13 protein-coding genes are annotated in these 16130 nt (G+C 37.2%); all 13 read right to left on the reverse strand.

What is annotated here, in order from left to right; all coding sequences use genetic code 11:
- Position 1: 1 nt before the first annotated feature.
- Positions 2 to 1399 carry a xanthine dehydrogenase family protein molybdopterin-binding subunit gene (locus tag BN1075_RS17330; protein WP_081911649.1) on the reverse strand — a complete coding sequence of 466 codons (1398 nt, stop codon included), beginning with the start codon at positions 1397 to 1399 and terminating at the stop codon, positions 2 to 4.
- A 15-nt stretch (positions 1400 to 1414) separates the two neighbouring features.
- The gene (locus tag BN1075_RS17335; protein WP_040194528.1) at positions 1415 to 1939 is read right to left on the reverse strand and encodes a (2Fe-2S)-binding protein; all 525 of its coding nucleotides are present in this window, start codon (positions 1937 to 1939) and stop codon (positions 1415 to 1417) included.
- A gap of 3 nt (positions 1940 to 1942) precedes the next feature.
- Complete coding sequence (locus BN1075_RS17340; RefSeq protein WP_040194530.1) at positions 1943 to 2824, reverse strand: FAD binding domain-containing protein; 882 nt, start codon at positions 2822 to 2824, stop codon at positions 1943 to 1945.
- A 58-nt stretch (positions 2825 to 2882) separates the two neighbouring features.
- Positions 2883 to 3473 carry a TetR/AcrR family transcriptional regulator gene (locus tag BN1075_RS17345; RefSeq protein ID WP_040194532.1) on the reverse strand — a complete coding sequence of 197 codons (591 nt, stop codon included), beginning with the start codon at positions 3471 to 3473 and terminating at the stop codon, positions 2883 to 2885.
- 112 nt (positions 3474 to 3585) lie between these two features.
- Positions 3586 to 4857 carry a guanine deaminase gene (guaD, locus tag BN1075_RS17350; RefSeq protein WP_040194533.1) on the reverse strand — a complete coding sequence of 424 codons (1272 nt, stop codon included), beginning with the start codon at positions 4855 to 4857 and terminating at the stop codon, positions 3586 to 3588.
- A 3-nt stretch (positions 4858 to 4860) separates the two neighbouring features.
- On the reverse strand, positions 4861 to 7524 hold the full coding sequence (gene xdh / locus BN1075_RS17355) for a selenium-dependent xanthine dehydrogenase (protein ID WP_040194534.1): 2664 nt from the start codon (positions 7522 to 7524) through the stop codon (positions 4861 to 4863).
- 226 nt (positions 7525 to 7750) lie between these two features.
- Positions 7751 to 9229 (reverse strand): pyridoxal-phosphate dependent enzyme, encoded by a 1479-nt coding sequence (locus BN1075_RS17360; protein WP_040194535.1) that lies wholly within the window; start codon positions 9227 to 9229, stop codon positions 7751 to 7753.
- Between the two features lie 263 nt (positions 9230 to 9492).
- A complete protein-coding gene (locus BN1075_RS17365; RefSeq protein ID WP_040194537.1) occupies positions 9493 to 10728 on the reverse strand; it encodes a threonine synthase in 1236 nt (411 codons plus the stop codon).
- Positions 10729 to 10924: 196 nt separating this feature from the next.
- On the reverse strand, positions 10925 to 12142 hold the full coding sequence (locus BN1075_RS17370; RefSeq protein ID WP_040194538.1) for a YgeY family selenium metabolism-linked hydrolase: 1218 nt from the start codon (positions 12140 to 12142) through the stop codon (positions 10925 to 10927).
- A gap of 187 nt (positions 12143 to 12329) precedes the next feature.
- Complete coding sequence (yqeB, locus tag BN1075_RS17375) at positions 12330 to 13136, reverse strand: selenium-dependent molybdenum cofactor biosynthesis protein YqeB (protein WP_040194539.1); 807 nt, start codon at positions 13134 to 13136, stop codon at positions 12330 to 12332.
- Between the two features lie 106 nt (positions 13137 to 13242).
- The gene (mocA, locus tag BN1075_RS17380; protein ID WP_040194541.1) at positions 13243 to 13818 is read right to left on the reverse strand and encodes a molybdenum cofactor cytidylyltransferase; all 576 of its coding nucleotides are present in this window, start codon (positions 13816 to 13818) and stop codon (positions 13243 to 13245) included.
- A complete protein-coding gene (gene yqeC, locus BN1075_RS17385; protein ID WP_040194543.1) occupies positions 13811 to 14599 on the reverse strand; it encodes a selenium cofactor biosynthesis protein YqeC in 789 nt (262 codons plus the stop codon). Before yqeC ends, mocA begins: the two co-directional genes overlap by 8 nt.
- Positions 14600 to 14786: 187 nt before the next feature.
- Positions 14787 to 16115: a putative aminohydrolase SsnA gene (gene ssnA, locus BN1075_RS17390; RefSeq protein WP_040194544.1), complete on the reverse strand. Its 1329-nt coding sequence runs from the start codon at positions 16113 to 16115 to the stop codon at positions 14787 to 14789.
- Between the last annotated feature and the right edge of the window lie 15 nt (positions 16116 to 16130).

Genomic DNA, 16130 nt, shown 5'->3' on the forward strand with positions numbered 1-16130 from the left:
TTTATATCCCTCCCTTAACTGCTGCATCTATAGTTTTTTTGGGTTCTATTTCATCCACCATTAATTCCAAATCAATTTTTGTATTTCCTTCAGCATCAGAGCTTTCATTTATTGCTTCATACTGTACTGTTTCATCCTCTATTGCTCCATACTGCAAAGAAATCTTATCAATTTCAGCCAATTTTTCTAAACATTGTCTTACTCCAACACTGGATTTCAACTCTTGACCTGTAGCTGTTACATCTCCAACCTTAAAGGCATTCATGTATCTAAATTTTAATGGATGAATCCCAAGCTTCTCAGCCAGCTGATCCATCTGAGTCTCGGTCGCAATTGGAATTTGAGTTGCTCCAAAGCCTCTCATAGCACCAGCAAAAGGATTATTAGTATAAATAGCCATACTTCTAATATCCACATTATCAATTCTATAAGGTCCTGTGGCATGAACTGCTGCTTTTCTAAGCACGTTCATTCCCCAAGAGGCATAAGCTCCTGTGTCTCCATAGATTCGAGCTTCCATGGCGCAAAGAGTTCCATCGATGCGAACTCCAGTCTTCATATAAATTTTCATCGGATGTCTCTTACTATGGGAAACTGTGGACTCCTCCCTAGAATAAAGAATCTTTACAGGTCTTTTAGTTAAATAAGCAGCTATGGCCGCATGGCATTGAGGGTTCATATCCTCTCTTGCTCCAAATGCTCCACCAATTGCCATATTATTTATTTTCACTTTGTCCTCTTCAAAACCAAGACATCTCGCAACTTCTTCTCTATCATAATGAGGATATTGAGTCGCAATATAAACCTCCATAACTCCATCTTCATTAAGCTGTGCCACACAGGCTTCTGGCTGAAGAAATGCATGCTCAACCATTGGAGTGTTATATAAGCCCTCTACCACATATTTTGCTTCCTTGAAACCTTCCTCCACATTCCCTCTTATAATTTTTAAATCATAAAGGATATTGGTGCCGTCTCCAAGTATTGGTGCTCCTACCTTTAATGCGTCATCCATATTAAAGATACCTTCAAGCTCTTCATACTGAATTTGAACCTTATTCAAAGCATTTTTTAAAGAAGCTTTATCCTTTGCTACTACTAAAATAATAGCATCTCCAACTCTTTTAATTAAATCACTTACAAGAGTTGGTATGTCCTTAAAAATTACTCCATGACTAACTGCTCCTGGAATCATAGTGTGATCGATAACCATTTCTACTCCAGGCATATTTTTAATTTCTTCTAAATTTATACTTTTTACTCTTCCATAGGGAATGGTGCTACGTTTAATGCCGGCATACAGCATGCCTTCAAGCTCAATATCATCGGGATACACTGCCTTCCCTAAAACCTTGTCATAAACATCTGGTCTTATAAGCCCTTTTCCAACAGCCTCCATAACTTTCCCCCTACTTCATTTCAATATTTTTGCTGCAGAATTTTCCTGTTCCAATGATATTATTTCTTGTGAATCTTGGTTTTGAAGCATCTGCTGAGCTGTTAAAACTCCCTCCACAATCTTTTCATAACCTGTACATCTGCAAAGATTACCTGAAATAGCTTCTCTGATATCTTCCTCTGAAACCTGAAGATTTTCATCTAACAAAGCCTTAGCACTGAGAATCATTCCTGGGGTGCAGTAACCACATTGCACTGCTCCAACTTCCATAAATGCCTGCTGAAGCGGGTGAAGCTCTTTTGCAGCAACTCCTTCGATAGTTATGATTTCCTTTCCTTCCATTGAAACCGCTAATAAAAGACAGGAGTTCATGCTCTTTCCATTTACAATAACTGTGCATGCACCACATTCACCTTCTCCACACCCCTCCTTGGTTCCCTTAAGCCTTGCTTCATCTCTTATAAAATCTACAAGCCGCATTTCTGGGTCAATGACTTTCTCATATATCTTATCATTTATATTTAGACTAACCTTTACCATATACTAACTCCTTTCTCCATGGGCATGAAGCCTTTCTTCATTGCCAGCAAGGGCATTGTTTAAAGCTGCTTTAAACACTCCTTTTATAGCCTCCCTTTTAAAAGGCATGGTCTTACGGCCTCCTATGCTTTTTTCAACGGCCTCACTTAAAATGTTTAATGCCTCTTCCTTAAAGAGCCAGTGAACATGCTTATTAACTGCCACCTTCTCTAAAGCCGTAACCCTAAAAGGATATCTTCCTACAGCTCCAAGACAAATCTTAATTTCCTTGATTATTCCTCCTTCAAGGTGTACACCCACAGAACTTGAAAGTCGCGCAATAGCAAGGGAATTTCTTTTTCCAAGTTTATAGTAGCCTGTTGAAGCCTTAGTTTTTGGTATAATTACATTAGTTAGAATTTCATCCTTCTTAATTCCTTCTCCTCTTAAGTTATTAAAGTATTCTTCACACTGAATTCTTCGTATTCCCTCTAAACTTTCCAGCACAAGAATACCATCGAGGCCTATAATGCAAGGTACTGCATCAGCTGCTGACCCCGCATTAATTATGTTTCCCCCAATGGTTGCCGAATTTCTAATCTGAGGAGAACCCATGGTGCTGCTGCAATTTATTAAAGAGTTAAAATTATTTCTTATAATTTCACTATTTAATAAATCAGTAAAAGTAGCCATGGCTCCTATACTGATATAATCACCTTGATCAGCTATAGTTCTTAACTCTTCTATGGCCCCCAGTGAAACCAAATAATCGCACTCCACATCTCCTCCTCTTAAGTTTAAAACTAAATCTGTACCTCCAGCCAAAAGCTTTACTTTCTCGTGGCTCCTAACTAAATCCTTAGCTTCTTCAAGAGTCTTTGGATGAAAAAAATCTACTAATCCCATACCACACCTCCAACATTTATATGAAACTCCTTCTTATATTCACTCAAAGGAGTTAGTTCTACTTCACTGATGATTGAACTTTCTTTAAAGCCTCTTTTTTCTCACATTGATTCAACATCATTTCTCCTGCTACTTTAAAATAATCATCTAAAGAGAACTTACCTTCATCAATTAAATATTGAAGGGAAGCTCCAATCATTAGTGAAACCATTATGTAAGGAAGATTTTCATCACTGTTTTCTGGAAGTACTTCCTTAATATTTTCTCTCCATATATTAAAAGTCTTTTTAAAGATATCTCTCATTTCCTCATTCACAGTGCTTTGTACCCAGTAATCAATTTGTGCATATTCCATCTTTTTATTGATTAAAATATCATCCTTTTTCTGTTCGAAAAATCCTTTTATATTTTCATCTAATGACTTACTTTTACTGTCGATATAATTACCGCGTCCCCTTGAAAATTCCTCTTGAATACTTTCCAAAAGAGCAACCATAATATCATTCTTCGTTGAAAAATGATAATGAAGATTAGCTTGGCTCATATTAGCCTCTTTAGCAATAATATGCATACGTGTTCCACTTATCTTTTCCTTTGAAACTACCTCTAGCGCTGCGTTTAATATTTTTCTATCTACATCTCTGTCCATCCTTTTTCTCCCGCCTTTACTGTATGAATGAAAAATGAAGAATTCTTAATCCTTCATTTTTCATTTCTCATTTTTTATCTTCAATTATTAATTATTAATCTTTTATCTTTATTTATATTTTGGGTTCTTTAATTAATTCACCACTTACATATCTTTCAATAATATTCTCCCAGCTTCCTGTGTAAATGAACTTTTGAAGCCTTTCTTCAAGAGAAATTTCCTTTAAAACCGTTAAATCGCTGTCGTCAATAACTAATGCATCAAATTCAAAGCCTTCTTCAAAGGAACCAACCTTTCCAAAGAAAGCACCACTGCCCTTTGTTGCTAAATAGAATAATTCAGGTGTGGTTAGTGGGGCTTCAGTTTTACCGCTTTCTAACCACTTCATATTCGATACCTGTCCTGCTTCTATCATAACGCTACACATAGATAAGCTATGACCTCCTGAAATATCAGAAGCTAGTCCAATAGGAATGCCCGCTTTTAGCAGCTTACGAATTGGTGCAATTCCACTTGCCAAGTTTGAATTTGAATTCGGACTGTGAGCAATAAATACCTTGTTTTTACTTAGAAGTTCAATTTCCTCCTCTTCTAAAAGTACACAGTGTGCCATAATTGTTGGCTGTTCACCCAAAAGTCCAGCTGCTTCATAAACACTGGCATAATTTCTTGCCTCAGGATGAAGCTCTTTTACAAACTCAATCTCACCTTTATTTTCACTTAAATGAGACTGAACAGGCACCTTATATTTCCTTGAGAGCTCCCCTAAGCCTTTAAGCAGCTTTGTTGAACAAGTTGGAACAAATCTTGGAGTTATTATTGGCTTAACCCTTTCATATCTGCTGCCGTAGTCCTTTAACAGTTTTTCTGTATCTTCCAAGGATTTATCAGTATCTTCACAGATAAAATCAGGACAGTTTCTATCCATGTTTACCTTACCAACATAAGCTCCAAGGCCAGCTTCATTAATTACATCCATTAAAAGCTTAGTTCCTTCAAGATGGATGCTTGCAAAGATAACACTTCTCATGGTTCCATTTTTCCAAAGTTCTAAAACCAGCTTTCTGTAAACCTTTTTTGCATATTCTAAATCGCTATACTTTCTTTCTTCAGGAAAGGTATAAGTTTCAAGCCAAGGCATTAATTCCTTATCAAGACCTAATCCTATGTTTGGAAACTGCGGACCGTGAAGATGAATATCCACCAACCCTGGAATTATAAGTTTATCACCGTAATCCTTCACTTCAACCTGGTTATACTCCTCCGGCAGCTTATCAAATATACCTTTAACTTTTCCATCTTCAATTAATATATAGCTGTCTTTAAAAATCTCGTACTTACCAAAATCCTTAGTAAAAATAATGTTACCCTTTAATCCACGCACCTTTTATTTTACCTTCTTTCTATAGTAAGTTTCCTTTAACGGTAATGAAGTTCTAAACTTTCCATCTAAAGCATAATAGGCCCCCTGAACTGCTGGCGCTGTTGGAATTGATGTAATCTCGCCCACCCCCTTTGCACCAAAGGCTAGTTCACATACATTTTTCTCAACAATAACACTAGTTATTTTCGGAACAGCATTAGCTCTGAATATTCCTAAAGTACCAAATTTAGCTATTGGAACACACTTTTTCAAAGGATAATCCTCAGTTAAAGCATAGCCAAGGCTCATGACAACACCGCCTTCAATCTGCCCTTCCACATTTATAGGATTTATCGCTCTTCCTACATCATGGGCAGCCACAACTTCCTTAAGACTTCCATCTTCATTAAGAATTACAAGCTGTGTTGCGTAACCATAAGCCACATGACTCACTGGATTTTCCTTAGTGGAGTTTATTGGATCAGTGATTCCTGTATATTCACCCTTATAAACTCGTCCCTCAAGTAGCCTTAAAATCTCTTCAGGATTCCTTAACAGCCATAGTTTTATCTCTTCATGATCTTTTAATAGCCATTGGCTTCCACCACAGTCACAATCACTAGCCGACAAATCCTCACCTGCCAAGACCCTGACATCCTCCAAAAACTTCATAGATGCAGTTCTTGTGGCTTCTCCTGTAAACACGGTTTGTCTTGAAGCTGTACTTGTGCCTGCATTTGGTGTTTCATGAGTATCAGGGACTCCAACTTTTATAAACTTAATCGGAAGTCCCGTAGCTTCACATAAAATCTGAGTCATTGTGGTTGCAATGCCCTGCCCCATACAGGCAGCACTGGTTTTAATAATTATAGCCCCATCCTTAACCTGTAAGTTACATCTTCCTGTATCTGGTATTCCGACCCCTACCCCGCTATTTTTCATACAACATGCAAGCCCTGCATATTTACTACTGTAGTACTTATCCTTAACCGCTTCTAGAGTTTCCTTTATGGCTGTTCCAGCATCTGCAATTTGTCCATTTGGCAAAGCTTCTCCTGGTTCTACCACATTTCTATGTCTTATCTCCCATGGGGAAATTCCAACCTTTTCAGCCAGCATATTAAGGTTACATTCACCACCAAATACGGATTGAGTAACGCCAAATCCCCTGAAGGCTCCTGCAGGAGGATTGTTTGTGTAAACCGCCGTTCCAGTTATATCAATATTTTTACATCTATAAGGTCCTGCAGCATGAGTACATGCCCTTTGAAGCACTGGTCCGCCAAGGGAAGCATAGGCACCTGTATCTGAAACAATATCTGCTTTAAAGGCTGTTAAGTGTCCATCCTCATCACAACCAGTAGTTATAGTCATTTCCATGGAATGTCGCTTTGGATGAATCATTATACTTTCCTTACGACTTAAGGTAACCTTTACAGGCTTCTTTATAATATATGCAAGAAGGGCTGCATGGTGCTGCACGCTCATATCCTCTTTTCCCCCAAAACCACCTCCAACATACTTGCTTATGGAACGAACCTTTTCCTTAGGAAGTGCTAAAAGCTCAGAAATCTCCCTTTGCTCATCGTAAACTCCTTGAGCTCCTGTATAAACTAAAACACCATCACCATCTGGCATAGCTAAAGCACTTTCTGGTTCTAAAAAGCCGTGCTCTGTAAAAGGAGTGCTATAGGTGTTGGTTACCACATACTTAGAATTTTTCAGTGCTTCCTCCACATTACCTCTTCGAAGTCTTTCACTCTTTAAAATATTTCCACCCTCATGAATCCTAGGTGCTCCTTCTGCTAAAGCCATAATCGGATTCTCCAATATAGGAAGCTCCTCATACTCAACCTCAATTAAGGCAAGTACTTCCTTTAGGCCTTCCTTAGTTCTTGCAGCAGCAAGAGCCACAGAATCTCCTACATAACGAGTTATCTCTCCCACAGCAATTAATGCTGGCCAGTCCTTAACAATATGTCCAATATATCTGGCTCCTGGAACATCCTCAGCAGTTAAAACTGCGACAGCCTCTGGATGCTTCCTAGCCTTTTCAATATTTATACTTTTAACTAGAGCCCTTGGATACTTGGTTCTTAGAGCTGAACCGTAAATTAAACCCTCAACCTTAAGGTCATCAACATAAATTGCAGTACCTAAAATTTTCTCCATGCCATCTAGTCTTGGGATAGCTTTTCCTATAGATCCATCCTCATCTTCATCCAAGGTAAGCTTGCCTTCTCTTAAAATCTCCGCCACCAGCTTTATACCATCAACAATTTTTTGATATCCAGTACATCTGCAGATATTGCTTCTTATAGCACTTCTGATTTCCTCATCAGATGGATTATTATTTTTATTTAAAAGCCCCTTAGTACTCATAACCATCCCTGGAATACAAAAGCCGCACTGAACTGCACCAGCCTTTGAAAATCCATAGGCAAAAGCTTGCTTCTCAAACTCCGATAAACCTTCAACGGTCTCAACTTCCTTACCTTGAACTTTTTCTAAAGTATTAAGGCATGCCCTTGCTGGTACTCCATTTATCAGAATCATACAAGCCCCACAGGCTCCTTCTCCACAACCATTTTTTACGGAGGTTAGATTTGCTTCTTCTCTTAAATATTCAAGAAGATTAATATTCTTTTCAAAAGACACCTGCTTGCCATTTAAAGTAAATTCCAACATTTTATTCACCTCCTAATTCCACAATAGGACCCATGGTTTTAATTTCTTAAATCCAGGGTCCTGTTGATTAAATACCTTTACTAACTACTTAGTAATTAAATATTCTATACTATTCTGAATATTCCTTTTTTAATATCACTTCTCTATATTTAAGTTAAGGAAACTCATTATTCACCTTTGTTAAAAGGAGTAAGTTACTAACCTAATCATAGATCTAGAGTATCACTTATATTTCATTCACCCTAGAATTAAATTCTTCAATTAACTTATCAAGGTCTGGAGCCATTTGATGAAGTCTATCCCAATAGTTTTCATAGTCATACCATTGAGCATTTAACTCATCAAGCTCATATTGCTGCTGCTCGATCCAAGTATAGTATTTTAAATTGTGAATTCTCTTCTTAGAGGTGTAAGTTAACTCTTCCATAGAATCTGTTCTTACTGCAAGAACGTTAGCTGCATGGTCAGTCATAGCATCTCTTTCTTCGTAATCTCTTCCTCTTTCTACCTTCATCTCTTCTAGTCTTGATTGATACATTTCTGCAGAGTCAGTAAGCACTGTCATTACCATATCATTTTCAGTAAGCTCATAGTATTTAGCAAACTTAATTGCACATAGAATGTTTGCAGCTCCTGAAATTCCTATCCATGATAACTTCTCGATTACTTCTTCAGCAACGCCGATTGATCTTAAGTATTCTTGTCCTGCTGGTTCATTACATAACCTGAAGAAGCCCATACTGTCATTATCATCTATTGCAATAACCATATCTGTATTCTTAACGTTGTGAATCCATGGCACGTGCTTGTCTCCAATGCCTTCTATTCTGTGGTCACCAAAGCCATTATTTAATAAAGTTGGGCATTGTAAAGCCTCTCCAACAACCATCTTAGCGCCCTTATAGTTATCCTTAATAAACTCAGCACTTCCTAAAGTTCCTGCTGAACCAGAAGTTAAGCAAACTCCAGCAACTCTGCCATTCTCGCCTTTCTCATGTTCAATGATAGACTTCATAGCATTTCCTGTTACTTCATAGTGCCATAGGTTATTTCCAAGCTCTCCAAATTGGTTAAAGATTACTACGTTATCACGAGTTCTTCTTAGTTCCCAAGTTTTATCATAAATTTCTTTAACGTTACTTTCACAGCCTGGAGTTGCAATTACCTCGCCTGCAACTTCTTTAAGCCAGTTAAATCTCTCCTTACTCATGTTTTCAGGAAGGATAGCAATTGATTTACAGCCAAGTAATGTTGAGTTGTAAGCTCCACCTCTGCAATAATTACCAGTTGATGGCCAAACAGCTTCATGATATTTAGGGTCAAATTGACCAGTTACAAGTCTTGGAACTAGACATGCAAAACTAGCACCAACTTTGTGTGCTCCAATTGGGAAGAACTTTCCAGCCATAGCAAAGATTCTTGCTTTAACCCCAGAAATTTCTGATGGGATTTCAATGTAGTTAGGAAGTGGATTATAAAGTCCCCCTTCTTTAACTGGCTGGTTGTACCAAGAAATTCTGAATAGGTTAACTGGATCGATGTCCCAAAGCCCTGTGTTTTTTAACTTTTCTTTGATTTCATCTGGAATAAGGCTTGGATCCTTCATTTGAGCAATAGTTGGGATAACTATGTTCTTTTCCTTAGCCGCCTGAGCTGTCTTTTGAATTTGCTCTTCATTTATATCTAAATTAATTAACTTGTGCATTTGTACTACCTCCTCAATATAAAACAAATTATTCTTCCTATTCATAACCTTGTGTTCTTTTTTAAAGAAATGTTGTTAGCATTAGACTCTATTTTCTTTTTTAAAGAAATGTTGTTAAACTTTACTCCTATAGAGTCAAAGTTCTATTTCTAACTTGTACTTCTTATTCAAATACCTTACCAACATTTATTTATAATATAAGCACATAGGTGCATAAACCTTTCATGGTGTACAATCTATATTTTTACAAACAACTTTTATTTCTAGTTAACCTTCAAATACTTAATTAGCTCCTCCATGTCTGGCTTCACTAATTCTGGTCTAGTTACAGCTTTTTGAGCAGATTTAACATCCTTTAATCCGCTGCCTGAAACCACAAAGACTACAGTTTCATCTTCGCCGATTAATCCTTGCTCAACTAGCTTTTTGAGTCCTGCAAAGCTGGTTACTCCAGCAGGCTCCCCAAAGACACCAGTATATCTTGCTAGTTCAGTGATAGCTGATAAAATCTCATCATCACTTACATCTACGGTGATTCCCTTACTGTCTCTTAAAGCATTTAATGCCTTATAACCGTTTCTTGGAACACCAACAGAAATACTGTCTGCAATAGTTGATGGCGGAACATAATCAAACTCTCTAGAATTTCTTCTATAGGTTCTGTTAACTGGATTAGAGCCATTTGCTTGTACCGATACCATAGTCGGAACCTTGTCAATAAGTCCAAGGTCGTAGAACTCCTTAAAGCCCTTCCATACACTTGAAATTGAACATCCATCTCCCACGGACATGATTACCTTATCTGGCACTTCAAAGCCCAGCTGCTCACAAATTTCAAAAGCTGCTATTTTCTTTCCTTCACAAAGATAAGGATTTATGGCACAGCTTCTGTTGTACCAGCCGAAATGATCCACAGCCTTTAAGCAGAAATCAAAGGCAGTATCATAATCTCCATCCACTAGAATTACGTTACTTCCAAAAACTAAAAGCTGTGCAAGCTTAGCCTCAGGAATATTCTTTGGCACGAAGATATAATTTTTAATTCCCATACAGGCAGCAAAACCAGAAAGGGAGGAAGCAGCATTACCAGTGGAAGCCGCACACATTATATCCTTCTTAAGCTCAATTGCCTTTGCCACACCAACTGCTGTTGCTCTATCCTTAAAGGAAGCTGTAGGGTTTCTTCCCTCATCCTTTACAAAAACCTTCTTAATATTAAAAGCCTTCTCAAGTCTAGGCGCTTCATAAAGCGGTGTCCAGCCAATTTGAAGAGGTGCAACTCCTTCCTTTGTTTCTAGCGGAAGGATAGGCATATATCTCCAAATATTTTTATCATCATTATTTAAAAGGTATTCCTTAGTTAATTCTTTTTTAACTAAGTCCATATCATATATAACATCTAAAGTTCCCTCAGTTCCACAGTCTGGGCAGTTATACATTACGGTTTCATCAACCATTTTCCCACACTTAGAACAGACTAAACCTTTAATCTTCTTCAAAACATTCACCTACCTTTAAATGAAACATTAAGAATGAAGCATAAAAGATTACCTCTGAAATTCCAAAGGAGTTTATTTATTTAATTATTTAATTTAACTCATGGAAATGCAGAGTAGCTCCTACCTTAATCTTTCACCTTTCACTTTTCATCTTTCACTACATTTAATTGGGTTTTTAACTAAAAAATTATTAAAATTACTTGCAGTACTTTTGTACATAAGTAATTGGAATCATTGCATACATAGCTGCACACTTAACTAATTCATCCTTGAAGGTTAATTCGTTTGGTGCGTGCGCTTGGTCCTCATGTCCAGGTCCGATACCTACGCATGGAATTCCATATCTACCCATGATAGATACTGCATTTGTAGAGAATGTCCATTTATCAACTAATGGCTCTTCCTTGAATAAGCCTTTATAAGCATCAACTAAAGTCATGCAAGCTGGGTGATCTTCTGGAAGTACCCAAGTTGGGAAGTAGCATTCTGTTGGATATACAAGTCCTGTGTAAGCTGGTCTTTCGTAAGTGTACATTTCAACCTTTGCACCAGCAGCTTTTACTGAAGGAAGATCTTCAATTTGCTTTATAGCATAATCCCATGTTTCCCCATTTGTAAGCCTTCTATCAATAGAAACTGTACATCCATCTGCAACTGCACATCTTGATGGAGAAGAGAAGAAGATTTCAGAAACTGTTAAAGTTCCTTTTCCTAAGAATGGATCATCTATTAATCTTTCATTTAATTCCTTTAATTCATTTAGGATTGGAGCCATTTTGAAAATAGCGTTTTCTCCTCTTTCTGGAGCAGAACCGTGACAGCTGATTCCGTGAGTTGTAACTTTTATTTCCATTCTTCCTCTATGTCCTCTGTAGATGTTGCAGGAAGTTGGCTCAGTTATAACAACGAACTCTGGCTTAATTCCATCTTCATTTACAATGTACTGCCAGCATAATCCATCACAATCCTCTTCTTGAACTGTTCCAGTTACAATAAGTGTATAGTCATCTTCAAGATTTAAATCCTTAATGATTTTTCCTGCATAAACCATGGAAGCCATTCCGCCTTCTTGGTCTGATCCACCTCTTCCATAGATATTGTTCTCATCTTCATAACCTTCATATGGATCATGAGTCCAGTTGTTTATATCACCAATTCCAACTGTGTCTATGTGAGCATCCATTGCTATAACATGTTTACCATGTCCAATATACCCAAGAACATTTCCCATTGGGTCTATTTCAACCTTATCAAAACCTACCTTTTCCATTTCCTCTTTGATTCTTAAAACTACTTCTCTTTCTCCACAGCTCTCACTTGGGATTTTTATCATATCCCTTAAGAATTTTGTCATATCTTTTTTGTACTCATTAGCCAATCTTAAAATTTCTGTTTCACAAATTATATTTGTCATTTTTAAAACCCTCCTTAAGTAAATGTCCAAATCTCTGATTTGGTCAATATGAACTTACTCCTCGAATAAATATTAAGAGGAGTTTCCCCTTAAATGAATATCTAAATCTTTGATTATTTAACATGAATTTACTCCTTTGAATGAATATGAAAAGGAGTTTCCTTTCCAATGGATTATTTTTCAAAAGCTATTTCGAAATCTCTCTTTGAAGCATTAAAATCCCTTCTAAAACTCCTCCTCCAATAGTTCTTGCTTTATCAGAAATAGTTGTACAATTCTTCACCTGCTCCATCCTTGGATCCACATCCGCAATTTTAAGCCCTACCTTTACCTCAAATCCCTCTTTAATTATTCCTCTTAAAACTCCTGGAATTAAGGTTTTAACCTGCTGTCCATCAATTAATGCTAAGATTTCACCAGCTTCAACTAAGTCACCAATTTCCTTAATATTTTTAATTCTACCTTCATAAGGACTATAAATAACTCTCTCAATATCGTAACCGCCAATAACCCCTGGACTTCCAGTGTTCTTCTTTGCATAGCCTTCAAAAATAAGTCTGCCAAGGTCGTGGCCCCTCATGGTTTCGATAACAATGTGAGCATCTAAACCTGCTTTAAAGCCAGGTCCTAAGGCAACAGTTATTGGTGCCATTTCCTTTGTTGTGCCAAGATTCTTTTTTGCAAGAATGGCATCAACAAGAGCTACAGGCTGAATTATATTTATAAATTCACCCTTAGGATCCACAACTAAAGGGACATTTCCCTCTTCCCAGACCTTTAAAATTTCCTCTTCTGAAGAAACTAATACACCTTTTATCCCTTCCACTTCAGTAACTCCATCGTACACTGCTTCACTAAAGGAAGCTTTTCTTCTAATGGTGGTTGGTTTGTCTATCTCTAAAACCAGCACCATGAACCCCGCTCTATGAAGCTTTTGAATGATTCCTGAAGCTATGTCTCCTCCTCCTCTTACAATTACCCTGTTATTCATCATCCCATCTCCCTAGAAGTTCTATTTTAAAACCATCCTATAGAATTTAGTAATCGTAGTTATCTTCCTTAATGAATTTTTCTTATTAAAACAACTTAATTAACTCTCTTTAATTTTCATTAATTAACCTTTCATACTCCTCTTTGGTATCTATATCCAGAAGAAGTTTCCCTTCCTCAACATCTACAAACTGTATGTATTCCTTGTACTTATTTAATAAAACTCTTCCTCCAATATCTCCTTGAAGACTCAATAGCTCTTCCTTAAACCTTTTGGGAAATATAACTGGATTTCCCCTGGCACCTTCAAAAACTGGAACAATTATTTTATCTTCAGCCTTCTCAAATTCCTGAATTAAATGATTTATAAAGGAAGCACTGATGAAGGGTTGATCACCTGGTATAAACGCATATCCATTCGCCTCCTTAGAGTTTAAAACCCCACACTTTATGGATTCACTCTGCCCAAGCTCACCTTTTTCGTTAACCACCACTGAAAGTCTTATCTTCTGTGCTAATTCCTTTACCTGTTCATTTCCTGTTACAACAAGTTTAGGTGATAATAAACTCTCCTCAACAGCTTCCATGACCCATTGAATCATAGGCTTATTTTTATAAGCCATTAAAAGCTTGCAATTGCCCATTCTCACACTTAGACCTGAAGCCATAATTATTCCACTAACCATCTTGTCCTCCTAAGTCCATGTTGATGTAGTTTTTATTCTTTGTGGAACCTATAATAACTTGATTCAGCAAACCATTTTTCCAATTTTCGTTAATAATTTCACTTATCAAATCTAAGTTCTTTTTATAAACATACTCCTCATCAATTTGATTAATGTATAAAACTCTTTTTCCCTTGGAATAATTAAACATTCCACTAGGATTAAAAATCACTTCCATTAAATCCTCTACATTCACAGTACCTTCTGCCTTGCCTAGAAACCTGTTTACTCTGTGAATATTCTCTTCACCTATATCTAATCCCAAGGTCCTGCCGCTTAAAACTCCAATGGTGCATGTTGTATAGCTGCTGATTATTGGTTCATCTTTCCGCCACCCCTTTAAAGGCTTTCCCTTAGAACCATCAGCTTCAATAAGAACATAATCAAAAAGCTTAATAACTTGTTCTAACTTTTTCTCACTGACAGCAGTAAGCTTATTGTCCCCATTGATTTTTTCACCATAAACCCATATACCTGTACTTTTAAGATTTTCTACCTCACTACCGAGATGTGTTAAGACATCCTTATCCTTTAAGAAAAAATCACACCCCTCCTCTTCCACAACTAAGTAATCATACTGTTCTTTATTCGGAACATAGATTTTCGTGGTGGTGGTAACAAGAACTCTGCCTTTCTTCCTAAGCTCCTCAGCCAGCCGGAACATTAAAGAAGTCTTTCCTCCAGCTCCAACAATGGACACTATACTGTTTTTACCTATTTTAAGTATCTCTGTTATTTTCATACCATCACCATCTTCTAAAATTTATGGTAACTCCATATCAAAAGTGAAATGAATAATTATATAGTAACTAAACCATAGTTTTAGTTAATTATTTAAGTGAAGGCTATAGGATTTTTGATGAAATCCTAAAAGGTATTTCTCATATTTAATTTTCCTCCTAAAGCCTGTCACACTTAAAACTTATTATTTAAAATCTTTCCCACACCTTAGCTGCTAATTCTCTGCTTCTTGCCATTATCTGCTCTTCATCAAGTTCGGTTAATACTCTGTGCTCCATTAACACTCTTCCGTTTACTATAGTAGTGTCAACATGGCGTCCAGTTACTCCAAAGAAGATGTGCCCCTCTAAATTTGAATTGTTAATTGGTGTTGGAGGGTTGTAATCCACCACGATTATATCTGCAAGAGCACCTGACTGAATCACTCCAACTGATTTTTCAATAAATCTTTCTGCAATAGTTCTATTCCCCTTAAAGAGCATCTCTGGAAATTCACCCCAGGCTACAGTGGATTTTTGATTCACATGTCTTTGAATTATTCCACCGACCTTTAAGGATTCAAGGACATCAGCAGTATAGCCATCGGTACCTAAGCCCAAAAGGATACCTCTTTCAGCCATTTTTAGAACTGGTGATGCACCAACTGCATTTCCCATATTTGACTGAGGATTATTAACCACCATAGTACTTGTTTCCTTTAACATATCCATTTCTTCATCTGATAAATGGATACAGTGAACTGCTATGGTCTTATCACCTAATACGCCATCCTTGTACCATCTTTCTATAACTCCAGTGCCATACTTGCTTTTAGCATCTTCCACATCCTCAATGCCTTCAGCACAATGTACGTGAAACCCTGAATTTAATCCATCAATAGCCTCTTGGCACTTATTAATAGTTTCTTTGCTCACAGTCATAGACGCATGAAGCCCAAATAAGCCCTTTATCATGTCATCCTTCTGCTCATTACAATACTTAATAAACTCAGCATTTTCTCTTATGCCCTGCTCAGCAATTTCTGCTCCATCTCTATCTGAAGTTTCGTAACATAAATTACTTCTAAGTCCAGCTTTTTTTGCTGCATCTGCAATGGTAAATAGGCTTCCCTCCACAGAATAACCGCTGGCATGATGATCAAAAACAGTGGTTACTCCACACTTTATCTGATCTATCATTGGAACCATGGCGCTGTAATAAATATCCTCTTGACCAAGCTTTCTATCAAGTCTCCACCATAGGCCCTTTAAAATATCTGTGAAGCACTTTGCTGGAGGACTGTCATTTGCCAGTCCTCTTGCAAATGTGCTGTAATAATGCATGTGGGTATTTATGAAACCAGGCATTATAAGCTTTCCCTTTGCATCTATGAAACGAGCTTCTGGATACTTAGCTCTTAAAGCCTCAGTACTGCCAACTTCAACAATTTCTCTACCTTCAATGGCAACTGTCCCCTTATCTATAATGGACCCCTCATCATCTCTTGTAACTATTTTCCCATTTCCTACCAATAGCATGAATTTTCCTCCTTT

The sequence above is a fragment of the Clostridium culturomicium genome (assembly GCF_000821305.1).
GTDB lineage: Bacteria > Bacillota > Clostridia > Clostridiales > Clostridiaceae > Clostridium_J > Clostridium_J culturomicium.